Consider the following 12,220-nt stretch of genomic DNA (forward strand, 5'->3'; position numbering starts at 1 on the left):
ACTTTCACCGCACAGTGTCATGTGCTGAAGTATGCGTCATTGCGCCGAATTGGACAGCCACCGGGTCGTTTTTGAGCGCCCACCAGCGCGGCAACAACTGCTGGACCCGGGATTCGGCAAAGCGGTCGTCAATCAGTACCACCACCCCCCGATCCTCACGGGTGCGGATCACCCGGCCGGCGGCCTGTACGACTTTCTGCACCCCCGGATACAGGTAGGTGTAGTCATAACCGGCACCGAAGATCGCCGCCATGCGCCGCTTCAGTTGTTCGTTGACCGGATTGAGCTGAGCCAGCCCGAGGGTGGCAATGAATGCGCCGATCAACCGGGCGCCCGGCAAGTCGATGCCTTCGCCGAACGCGCCGCCCAGCACAGCAAAACCGACGCCTTGGCTGTCCGCGGTGAACTGGTCGAGGAAGGCTTGTCGCGCCCCTTCGGCCATGCCCCGCGACTGTTGCCACAAGGGAATCCGGGGATGGCGCTCAGCCAGCAAGGTCGCCACTTGCTGCAAGTAATCGAAGCTGCTGAAAAACGCCAGATAATTACCCGGGCGCTCAGCGAACTGGCGTGCAATCAGTTCGACGATGGGTTCCAGCGAGGCCTGACGGTGATTGAAACGAGTGGATATCTGGCTGACGATGCGGACCTGCAACTGTTCGGCGGCAAAGGGCGATTCGACGTCGATCCACACCGTATCGCCCGGGGTGCCGAGCAGATCGGCGTAATAATCACGCGGACTGAGCGTCGCCGAGAACAGCACGCTGCTGCGCGCCGCTTTCAATCGTGGCCCGATGAACGCTGCCGGCACCACGTTACGCAAACACAGTTGCGACATCGGACGCGGGCGGTCGAGGTCGCGTTTGCTGATGTCGAACAGGTAATGCGCGTCATACAACTCCGCTACCCGGGCAAACTGCAGCAAGTCGAAATAGAAATTCTGCAGTCCGCTGTCCAGGCCCTGCGGATGCTCATTGAGGTAATCGCCGATCGCACCGCAGGCCAGGGCAATCGCTTGCAGCAGTTTTTCCGGGGGCTTGTCGTACGCCTGATACGCCGCCAGTTGCGGGGCATGCAGGGCGTTCCATTCGCGGTTGATCCGTTGCAGGGCTTTTTTCAGCGCTGCGGGTGCGGTTTTACGCACGCTGGCGAGGGTGAACTGATCAAGGCTGGCGCTGTACATTTGCCGGCCGCGCTCAACCAGGTTGTGCGCCTCGTCGGCCAATACCGCGACGTTCCATTGATTGAGCTGCGCCAGGCCGAACAGCAGCGCACTGAAATCGAAGTAATAGTTGTAGTCGGCGACCACCACGTCAGCCCAGCGGGCCATTTCCTGGCTCAGGTAATACGGGCACACCGCGTGCTGCGCGGCGACTTCACGCATCGCCGCCTGATCCAGCAGGTTGACCCGGGCCGCGGCTTCACGGGCAGCGGGCAAGCGATCGTAAAAACCCTGCGCCAGAGGGCAGGATTCGCCGTGACAGGCCTTGTCCGGATGCTCGCAAGCCTTGTCCCGCGCGACCATTTCCAGAACCCGCAACGGCAAGGCCGGCGATTGCACGAACAACACCTGACTGGCATCGAGTGCCAGCTTGCGTCCCGGTGTCTTGGCCGTGAGAAAGAACACCTTGTCCAACTGCTGCGGCGCCAGCGCCTTGAGCATGGGGAACAGCGTGCCGAGGGTTTTGCCGATTCCGGTCGGGGCCTGGGCCATCAGGCAGCGACCGGTGCTGACCGCCTTGAACACCGACTCGGCCAGATGCCGCTGGCCCGGACGAAAGTCGGCATGAGGAAATGCCAGTTGCTGCGCTGCCAGATTGCGCGCCTGACGATGGGCCATTTCCTGTTCGGCCCAGTGCAGGAACAGCGCGCATTGCTGTTCGAAAAACGTTTTGAGCGCCTCAGCGCTGTACGCCTCGATCAGGCACGTCTCCTTTTCGCTGACGATGTCGAAGTACACCAGCGCCAGGTTGATCTGCTCAAGACCCAGCTTGCCGCACATCAACCAGCCGTAGATCTTCGCCTGCGCCCAGTGCAACTGGCGGTGATTGGCCGGTTGCTTGCTCAAGTCGCCACGGTAGGTTTTGACTTCTTCCAGGCAGTTTTGCGCCGGATCGTAGCCGTCCGCCCTGCCCTTGACTTTCAACTGGCGGAACTCGCCTTCCAGCGCGACTTCGCTCTGATAGTGCGCGCTGCGCCGCGCGGCCACGGTGCGATGGCCGACAATGCCTTCCAGCGCTGTCGGCGACGGGGTGAACCGCAGGTCGAGGTCACCGGTCTTGGCGGTGAACTCACACAACGCGCGCACTGCAACGCTGTAGCTCAAGCGCTCTGCTCCAGCCATTGCACGTAGCACACCGCAACCGGCATCTGATGCGCATGACAGAATTCCAGCCAGCGCAGTTGGTTGTCCTGCAAGCGGTCGCCGGGGCCTTTGACTTCAATCATCCGGTAGGTCTTGTGCTGGGGCCAGAACTGGATCAGGTCAGGCATGCCGGCACGGTTGGCCTTGATGTCGAGCAACAGACGCGTGAACCAGTGCCTGAGGTGTTCGGCCGGCAGGCAGGCCAGCGCCTGCTCCAGCAGGTCTTCATGCAAGGCGCCCCAGAACACGAATGGAGACTGTATGCCCCATTTGCTGACAAACCGGGCGCGAATGGTCTCGGCATAACGGCCGTCGTCAAGTTCGGCCAGGCACGCCTCGAACAGCTCGGCGCGGCGTTGCTGGAAGTCTTCGTTCAACAGGTCAACCGGGCCGCGCTGGAACGGGTGAAAGAACGCCCCCGGCAGCGGCGCGAAGATCGCCGGCCAGCACAGCAGGCCGAACAGTGCATTGATCAGGCTGTTTTCCACGTAATGCACCGGGCCGTTGTCATCATGCAGGTGCGCCTGCACATAACACTCCACCGACAATGCCGGGTCGCTGCGCGGCAGTTGCAGGTCCAGGCGCTCGACCGGTCTGGCCTTGACCCGTTTCAGCGGTGGTCCGCCGAGTTTGCGCCGCAATCGCGGCACTATGCGCTGCAGGCCCTGTTGTTCGGCGGCACTTTCCGGCGCCTGTTCAGCCAGCGTGGCGAGTTCCAGCGCCAACGGGTATTCGCCGCAACGCTCCAGAACGCGGATCATGCGCAACCGCGCGCCGGGACAGGCGCTTTCGCGGTAAACGCTCAGCGCGAAGGCAAACTCGCCGATGCGCTCGGCGTACTGGCCGATCTGGAACAGCACCTTGTCCCGGCGGCGTTGCAGCCACGGATTGTCGAAGTGCAGCGCGCTGACCTGCTCGGCGATGGCTTGCAGCGGTTCGCCGGCCTCGAAACGCAATTGGCACTGGTGCAGAAACAGGCAGGCGTCAACGTCAGCCCGGCTGCGCAGGCCGCGGGATTCGCTGCAGAATTCAACTTTTTCGTAGATAAAGATGCCCAGGTCGGCCAGCACGAACTCTGACCAGTCCTGATACAGGTTGCCGAAGAACATCAGCCGCAAGCGATCGCACAGGTCCATGATCGTCAGGCTGAACAGCCGATCGTCAAGCAACGGCGCCCAGTCGCACAGGCGTCGGGCGTCGGCAAACTGCTCGGCCAGCAGCGGCAGCCAATCGTCCTTGCGCCCCTTGGGCTGGTCGATGAAAGGGCCGAACGCTTGCAGAATCTCGGCCTTGAGCAACACATCGAACAAGTCGACCATGGACAGTGACGCCTGCGCGTCGAGCCAGCCGTGATCAAGCAGCGGCTGCGCGGCCTGCGCGATATCACCGATCTCGTCGTAATTGAGTTTACTCGCGCGAAAATGCACGCCCTTGCGCATGACCAGCCGCACCAGCAAACCCTGTGCCGCCTGGGGCAAGGCTTTGAAGTCGCGGATGAACCCGTGCTCGGTTTCGCTCAGCACATCGGCATAACGAAGTTCAAGCCAGTCAAGCACTTGCCGGAAGTTGTTGAGGTAATAGAACGGGTCATCGAGGGGATTGGCAGTCACGGGAATTCAGGGCCATGCGGGCGAATACTGGTTATGCGTACAGATACCAGTTCTGCCCCGCCGGGTGCAAACGGAAAAGGATCAGTGGCATTTTTTAACTGAGCCATCGAACTTTTTCCGGCGTAGTGGCACCAACCGCGTTAGAGGCCGACAATGCTCGGCATTACGTGATGAGGAATCAGAGGTGGGTATGAAAATCAAGGCACTGGGCATCCCCTTGGCAGTAACGGCGCTGCTGGCCCTGGGCGGTTGCTCGACGCAGACAGTGGTCACGTTGCAGAACGGCACCCAATACCTGACCGAGGACATGCCGAAGACCAAGACTGAGGATGGTTTCTACGAGTTCGAGGACATTTCCGGCGCCAAGGTCAAGGTTCGCGCAGACGAAGTCGCGACCGTTCGCAAAGAAGACTGACACATCGCGGTCTTCCCCGTAGAAGCTGCCGAAGTTTCGGGCCGCGATCGGAAAATCTTTGATCTTGCTTTGAAAACAAAATCAAAAGATCGTCCGATCGCGGCCCGAACCTTCGGCAGCTCCTACAGTGATCGTTTCGTCATTCGAAAGTCGGCATTCCGGGAATGCTGCCGTCGCAACGCAGGTAACTCCCGCCCCGCTTCACCAGTTCCCCCTGCAAACGTTGGCAACGCTCCAGATCCTGCTGCACCATGCGGTCGATGCTCAGATTGCCAGTGGTTTGCGGCACCTTGCCGTCGCCCAGGCGAATCGTCATGAACGGCTGTTCCGGCTGAATCTGAAAACGGCTCTTCTCTTCGACCGGCTCCACCGGTTCGGTTGCCGCCGGCGCCGGCAGTTGATCAGTGGTGATGCCGTAGCGGCTGAGGATCGAGCTTTGAGGCAGATCGGCCCAGACACTGGCCGAACACAGCACCCATGCAACGAAACCGACAGACCCCTTGAAACCTTTCACGTTTGAATCTCCTGTGCTCATGGGCGGCTAGCTGTAGAACGTGTGTAGACGTGCTGGCTTTAGGCCGCTTTTCCTGTTTTTGCAGGGTTTTGAGTCAGGAGATGGCTATCAAGTCACTTTTGATACCTGTCGTGGCGAGGGAGCTTGCTCCCGCTGGGGCGCGCAGCGGACCGAAAATAAGGGTGAGCGCTGCGCACTCAAGCGGGAGCAAGCTCCCTCGCCACAGGGGTATGGATCAGGCGATAACAATCCCGTCAGCACTCAAACTCCCCAGCGACACCCCCACCAACGTCACCGAATCCGCCCCGAATGTCAGCAGCGTATCCTGCCCTGCGCTGGAGGCGTGTGCGCGAAAATCATCTCCCGGCAACACACCCTGCACGCCCAGAAATACCAGTTTGTCGTTGGCCGTATAGCCAACCACCCGGTCCTGGCCGAACGCACCATTGAACAGGAAGGTATCCGCCCCGCCACCCGATTCCAGCAGATCGTTCCCGGCGCCGCCGACAAACACGTCATTGCCTGCGCCGCCGATCAAATGATCGTTCCCAGCGAGACCGAATAACCAGTCACCGCCGGCATGGGCCTTGAGGGTATCGGCGCCAGCGCTGCCTTTGCTGCTCGACTCGTAGGCGGTGAGGCTGGTGCCGGATTTCAAACCGCTGGCTGTGACGCTGTGTACCACATCGTCCTTGAACACGCCCCAGAGGAAACCGGGTTCCTTGGTGACGATGCTGCCGATGTCACGGGTGATGCTGATCCCGCCGTTGGCATCACGGATATACAGGGTGCCGGCGCCGTCGTTGGCAAAATCGAAGTTCTTCACCGTCTGCTGCAAATCCAGCGTGTTGCTGCCCTGCCCGCCGAGGATGACGTTGTAACCACCGCCGTCACGGAAGCTGTCGTTGCCGGCGCGACCCTCCAGATAGTCGCTGCCACTGCCGCCCTGAATCAGATCGTTGGCGTCGCTGCCGATGATAAAGGTGCTGCCTTTGTGGGTTTCGGCGTTGCGATTGAGGTCTTGCACCCAGGTGTTGGCCCGCGCCGGGTCGGACAGGTTGGCGACGATGATCGTCGAGTCGCGGCTGGTCAGGTCATAGAACGCCGACTCCAGCACGCGGGTCATGCCGTCGCCGTAGCCGGTCGGCAGGTGTGAAATCCACGTCGGGATATTGAGGATCGAGTACGGCAGCACATTCCAGGCATTCGAAGCGTAGTGATCGTTGAAGCTGACGATGTTGTCGGCGGTCGAGGTGTGCGGCGCATCGTGCACGCCGACCGAAGCGCCGGTGAACGTCGAGCCGTCGAGGGCGCGGAACACCGGGTCGTTTTCGTAGCCGATGTTAAGCACCTTGTCGGTGCTGCTCTGGGTGGGTGAGGCGTAGGCGATGTAATTGGACTCGGCAAAAAATTCGCCCCACTTGTCGCTGCTCAGATCGGCCATGCTGTTGACCGCCAGGCCGCCGAGGCTGTGGCCGCTGACCAGCACATCTTTGCCGGTCAGGCCGTTGGCCTGGGCGAACGCGACGACGTCGCTGAGCAGATTGCCAAAGGCTTCGCCGACATAATTCTTCGCATAATCCGCCGGGCCGAACGCGGCGAGCAGGTCGTTGATCACGTCACCAATCGAGTCGCCAATGAGGATTTCCCGCGGGCCGCTGGTGCCACGAAACGCAATGCCCAGCTCCGTCAGATGCCCCTGCGCGTCGTACTTGCCGAGGATTTCCACTTGCGCGCTGGTGTAGCCGGGCTTCTCGCCGAAAAAGGTTCCGCGGGCGTCGGTCTTGCCGTCGTAACCCAGTTGCGCCGCGGTGATCGGTGTCCAGCCGGCCTGTTTCACCGCCTCCAGGGCAAGTTTTTCCGAGTCGGGATTCCACGGGATACCGGGAATGACACCCTGCGAATCCGTGCCGCCAATCAGCGCGGTGACTAACGTCGCCGGCAGGCCAAGGCCGAAGCCGTTGTCCTGGTAACCGGCGGCAAAGCCGTTATCGAGGTTGTGGTAGGAATACAGCGTGATCGCCATGGCATCGCTGAACAATGCCTGTGACTCGGCTGTACCGAAGTTTTTGTAGTCATACACACCCATTGCCATTGCCTCTCTTGTTGTTGGAATTGTCAGAGATAGCTCACAGCCAGAGCGCCCCACGGGGACGCCCCGGAGCATTTCACAACTTCTTGCACATCATCCCTTGTAGGAGTGAGCCTGCTCGCGATAGCGGTCTGTCAGTTGAAACATCCGCAGCGGGAACACCGCTATCGCGAGCAGGCTCACTCCTGCATGGGTTATCAGGCGAACATGAAACTTGAGTCCGACAGATTAGCCACTCCGACCCCGATCAGGGTCACGGCATAATCGCCAATCTTCAGCACGGTATCGCCGCCGGACTGCGCCGCGTGCTGTTTGTAGTCGTAGCCCTGCCCCGCGCCTTCGACGCCCATGAACACCAGTTTGTCGCTGCCCTGATAGCCGTTGATCGCGTCAAAGCCGAACGCGCCGCTGAACAGAAAGGTGTTGTTGCCGCCCGTTGCCGTCATCACGTCGTTACCGGCGCCGCCAACGAACGTCACCTGGCCCTTGTCGCTGATCAGTTGGTCATCGCCACCGAGGCCGAACAGCCAGTCACCGTCGCCGCTCGCGTGCAAGGCATTGCCGTAGCCATCGCCATTGAGTGAGTGGCTGTAGGGGGTGAGTTCGCTGCCGTTGCTCAAACCTTTGCCGGTGATGCCCCAGGTGATCTCTTTGCTGCCCCACCATGAACCCGATTCCTTGCTGACCAGTGCGCCGATGTCGCGGGTCAGGCTGATGCCACCGTAGGCGTCGCGCACGTACAGCGTACCGTCACCGTCGGTGGCGAAGCTGAAATTCTGCAGCGGTTTTTGCAGCTCGAAAGTGTTGTGGCCCTGGCCGCCGAGGAGGATGTTGAAGCCGCCATCATCACGGAACCGGTCATCGCCGGCACGCCCCTCCAGGAAATCATTACCCGCCCCGCCCTTGAGCCAGTCATTGCTGTCGGTACCGATAATGAAGGTGCTGCCGGTGTGCGGCTCGCCGCTGCGACCGAGATCTTCGACCCAGGTTTTGCCTCGGGATGCCTCTTCCAGATTGGAGACGATGATCGTCGAGTCCTTGCTGGTGAGGTCGTAGAATTTCGAATCGATCACCCTGTTCAAACCGTCGGCATAGCCCAGCGAACTGTGCGCTGACCAGTTCAGCGGATTGGCGATGCTGAACGGCACCAGGTTCTGCGCGGTGGAGGCATAGTTGTCGGTGAAGTTGACGAGGTTGTCGGTGGTCGAGTCGTGCGGCTTATCGTGCTTGCCCAGCGACGCGGTGCTGAACGTAGTGCCGTCGAGTACGCGAAACACCGGATCGTTCTCGAAACCGATGTTCAATACATTGCTGCCCGTGCTGCTCTGGGTCGGCGAGGCGAACGCGATGTAATGGGCGTCCCTGAAGAAACCGCCCCAGTTGTCCGCGCTCAACTCGGCGACGCTGTTGACCCCGAGCCCGCCGAGGCTGTGGCCACTGATCAGCACGTCCGTGGCGGCAATACCGTTGGCAACCGCGAAGGCGGCGACAGCCTTGAGCAGGTTGTCGAAAGCGTTTTTCGCGTAATTGCTCGCGTAATCCGACGGCCCCACCGCTGCCAGCAGATTGTTTTTCAGGTCGCCGAAAGTGTCGCTGTAACCCAGTCCGCCGGTGCCGCGAAAGGCTATGCCGAGGCCGATCAATTTGCCAGCGGCGTCGTATTTGCCGAGCACTTCTGCCTCGGCGCTGGTAAAGCCTTCCTGCTCACCAAAGAACGTGCCCTGCGACCCGACCTTGCCCTGATAGCCCAGCGCCGTCGCGGTGACCGGCGCCCATGCGGTAGAGGGCAAAGGCTTGCCCGTTGGCGCGTAGGCATACAACGTCAGCGCGATGGCATCGCTGTACAACCCTTTGCCATCGGCGTTTTTGTAATCGAACAATCCCATGTGCTGCGCTCCCTTTTCTTCAAAACCGGCAGCTCGGCAAGAGCTGCCGGTCACGCGTCAGAACTGCCAGTCGAGGGTCAGACCCACGCCGTGGTCCTTCTCATTCGAACCGATCAGCCCGTTGTAATCCAGGTTGACCCGCACATCGCGGTTCAACGCCAGGCCGGCACGCACGCCAACCACCGCGGCATCGCGGTCCATCGACACGCTTTGCACGGTGAATGCGCTGTTGCCGTTGGCGAAGGCCAAATGACTGTCGGCATCGACGTCGCTCAGGTTGTGCTGCCAGCCGAGACTGGCGCCCAGTTCCAGTTGATGTTGATCCGACAGGGCGAAGCTGCGTTTGGCCCGTACCCCCAGGGTCGAGAGCACCACATCGCGATTGTCTTCACCGCCCTTCAGCGCCGCGGCATCACCCTTTTCGGTGAAGCTGTCGGTGTTGAGGTGCACGTAGGACAGGTTGGCGAACGGTTCGAGGTTCATCGGTTGCAAGCCCAGATCGTAAGCGGCCTCGGTGAATAACTGCGCCGTGGTCGCGTCACGCTTGGTTTTCTGTTTGCTGCCGGCAGCACCGATTTGCAGGTCACGCTTCACGTCGATGCGGTGCCAGCTATAGGCGCCGCCGACGGTCAGGCGCAGGGCATCGATTTCATGGCCCAGGTACGCGCCCAAGTGGTAGCTGTCGACCGACGCCGAAGAATGCGTGCCGCTGCCCATGCTCAATGAGCTGTCGCTGTAACCGGTGACGAAACCCAGCCGCGTATCTTCAGCAATCAAGCCGTCGACACCGGCCAGCAGGCCGCCGATGGAGCTGTTGGAGTCGGCGTTCTTATGCCCGCCGTCGCTCTCTCCCCAGGAACCCAGCACCTTGACCCAGGCATTGCTGCCCGCGTCGGTGGGCGCGTCGGCATTGAACAGATCGCGCTCACGCAGGCGCTCACCGACGGCCTCGCGCAGGTAGCGGCTGTCGTTGATCAGCAGCGTGCCGATGGCCGGGTGGATCTCGCCGGACAACTGTTGAAAGGCTTGTTGCGCCGACGCCGCGTTGGGCGACAGCAACAGGCTTTCGAACAACGCGTTGCCCGCGCCCAGGCGCTCGGCAGCGGCACCGACCGCACGCTGATTCGGCGTCAGGCCGACGCTGGCGAACGAGGCGGCGTTACGCCCCACCGCCAGCTGGATGCCGTCAGCCGAATAGTCCAGCGTGCCACCGAGAAATGCGTAATCCGGCAACACCTGGCCGAAGCGCCCTTCAATGCCGCCGGCCGCTTGCAGGATGTTGTAGCGCGTGCCGAGCAGGCTTTGCACTTCGCCGGTGCTGAGCAAGGTCGGACTGTTTTCCAGCGCCATGCTCACCGTGGCGCCCTCGATCACCGCTTTGCCGGTTGCATTGATCTGATCGCTGCTGGTTGGCGACAACTCTACGGCGTAGGTCGAACCCGGCGCGAAGGTGACGTCGCCGGCCACGTTCAGAGTGCCGATCGAGTTACCCGGCGCCACCGTACCGCCGCGGTTCACTGCCAGCGTGCCGATGCGGCCGTTGCCGCCGAGGATGCCGCCGTCATTGACCGTGACCGCCGATTGCAGCGAACCGTTGACGGCCAGGCGGCCCTGATTGATCAGGGTCGGGCCGCTGTAGCTGTTGTTGCCGGTCAGCACCAACGTGCCGATGCCTTGCTTGGTCAGGCCGCCGTGGCCGGCAATGTCGTTGCGCCAGGTGTCGAGGCCGCAGGTAATGTCGGTGCACACGCGTTCAGTCGGTTTGCCTTGATCGATGATCGCGCCGATACCCGGCAGATCGGCGACAAACTGGCCGGAGCCGTAGGCGCCCTGAATCCGGAACTCCTCGGGAATGTCCTGCTCGGTGACGAACATCGACGGGCCGTCGATGCCCTTGCGCAAGTTGATCATGCCCCAGCCGTACAAGGCGTCGATGCCCGGTGCACCGAGGTCGGTAGCGGTGGTCCGCAAGACCGTGGCGACCTGATCGCCAGTCATGTACGGGAAACGCTCCATCAGCACTGCCATGGAACCGGCCACATGCGGCGCGGCCATGGAGGTGCCGTTGTAGTTGGCGTAGCTGGTGGTCAGGTTGTCGGCGTTGGTGCCTTCGATGATCGCGCTGTAGATTTTCGTGCCCGGTGCCGAGACGCAGAAACTCGCCGTGTAGCCGCAACGCGAGGAGAACGTACTCATGATGTACGGATTGGCGCTGGCTACATCCGGATTCTTTTGCAGGGCCGCCACGGTGATCCAGTTCGGCGCGATGTCCGGCACGAAGTAACCGAGGCCGGCGATGGCGTCCGGGTTGTTGAGGTTGTAGTCGTTGCCGGCGGCGAAGATGGTCACGATGCCGCTGCGCGCAGCAGCTATCGCGCCGTCATAGGCGCCACCGGGTTTGGTGCCGAGCAGCGTGCGGATCTCGTTGAACTGCACCTGCGCATCGTTGACGGTGAAGTGTGGGTACGCCGGATCACGGCCGCCGAGGTCGAAGCGATCAGTGATGCCGATGCCCCAACTGTTGTTGATGATCCGCGCACCGCTGGCGATCAGCGCGTCCCAACCGGCCTTGTACACCGCGCCGTCGTTGCCGCGGACGATGCCGTCTTCCGGGCCTGGGTCGCCGTTATCGGCACTGATGATCTGCGCACCGAACGCGACGCCGTGCATCACCCCACCGTCACGACTGCCCGCGGCGATACCGCCGACGTGAGTGCCGTGTGCCCCAAGCTTGCCGTTGGAGCCGACCGAAGGCGAACCGTCATAAAGGAACGCATCGCCGGCCTTCACCGGGATATACGGGTCGGTGTATTCGCGGATGCCGCTTGTGACCAGAGTGACGACTTTATTGGCGCCGGAGAATTCCGGGTGCGCGGCGTATACCGGCTGATCGAAGATCCCCAGTTTCACACCCGTGCCAGTGTAGCCGGCGGCGTAGGCATGATCGGCGCCAATCGCTCCCAGGCCCCAGTCGGCCTGAAACTCGCTGCTGCGCCAACTCGACGGATTACCCGTGCGGCCATTTTCGAAATACGGTGCGGCTTGCGCCATGGCGCTGGCACACAGCATCGCCAGCGTCAGGGTTTTCAGGGCAAAGCAGCCACCCGTTTGCGCGGGGGTATTGTTGTTTTTCATCCAGCGACCTTCCTTAGTGTTGTTGCGAAAAATCCGTTTGCTTCAATAGCTGTGGCGAGAGGCACCTTTGTCCGCTGTAGCCAATGACACACCGCACCTGTGGCGAGGGGATTCATCCCCGCTCGACTGCGCAGCAGTCGCAAAACCTGTGTGTACGGTTGGCAGGAAAGATTGCTGGGGGCCGCTTCGCAGCCCAACGGGGATAA

7 protein-coding genes are annotated in these 12,220 nt (G+C 61.6%); 1 reads left to right on the plus strand and 6 read right to left on the minus strand.

Features of this window, described 5'->3' with window-relative positions; genetic code table 11:
• Positions 1–4: 4 nt before the first annotated feature.
• A complete protein-coding gene (locus HU765_RS02865) occupies positions 5–2,323 on the minus strand; it encodes an ATP-dependent DNA helicase (RefSeq protein WP_186618965.1) in 2,319 nt (772 codons plus the stop codon).
• The gene (locus tag HU765_RS02870) at positions 2,320–3,972 is read right to left on the minus strand and encodes a VRR-NUC domain-containing protein (protein WP_186618966.1); all 1,653 of its coding nucleotides are present in this window, start codon (positions 3,970–3,972) and stop codon (positions 2,320–2,322) included. Before HU765_RS02870 ends, HU765_RS02865 begins: the two co-directional genes overlap by 4 nt.
• Positions 3,973–4,162: 190 nt before the next feature.
• Here HU765_RS02870 and HU765_RS02875 point away from each other — a divergent pair, with 190 nt between their 5' ends.
• Positions 4,163–4,387: a YgdI/YgdR family lipoprotein gene (locus HU765_RS02875; RefSeq protein WP_186548345.1), complete on the plus strand. Its 225-nt coding sequence runs from the start codon at positions 4,163–4,165 to the stop codon at positions 4,385–4,387.
• A 139-nt stretch (positions 4,388–4,526) separates the two neighbouring features.
• Here the strand turns inward: HU765_RS02875 and HU765_RS02880 are convergent, their stop codons facing one another.
• The 4 genes from HU765_RS02880 to HU765_RS02895 all read right to left on the minus strand — a co-directional run bounded on the left by HU765_RS02880 (position 4,527) and on the right by HU765_RS02895 (position 12,014).
• The gene (locus HU765_RS02880) at positions 4,527–4,901 is read right to left on the minus strand and encodes a hypothetical protein (RefSeq protein ID WP_186618967.1); all 375 of its coding nucleotides are present in this window, start codon (positions 4,899–4,901) and stop codon (positions 4,527–4,529) included.
• A 235-nt stretch (positions 4,902–5,136) separates the two neighbouring features.
• Entirely contained in the window at positions 5,137–6,990 is a 1,854-nt protein-coding gene (locus tag HU765_RS02885) for a polyurethanase (protein ID WP_186619082.1), read from the minus strand.
• A 200-nt stretch (positions 6,991–7,190) separates the two neighbouring features.
• On the minus strand, positions 7,191–8,879 hold the full coding sequence (locus tag HU765_RS02890) for a polyurethanase (protein ID WP_186618968.1): 1,689 nt from the start codon (positions 8,877–8,879) through the stop codon (positions 7,191–7,193).
• 57 nt (positions 8,880–8,936) lie between these two features.
• Entirely contained in the window at positions 8,937–12,014 is a 3,078-nt protein-coding gene (locus HU765_RS02895; RefSeq protein WP_186618969.1) for an autotransporter serine protease, read from the minus strand.
• Positions 12,015–12,220: the final 206 nt, after the last annotated feature.

The organism is Pseudomonas sp. SWRI81 (genome assembly GCF_014268545.1).
GTDB classification, from domain to species: Bacteria; Pseudomonadota; Gammaproteobacteria; order Pseudomonadales; family Pseudomonadaceae; genus Aquipseudomonas; species Aquipseudomonas hamedanensis.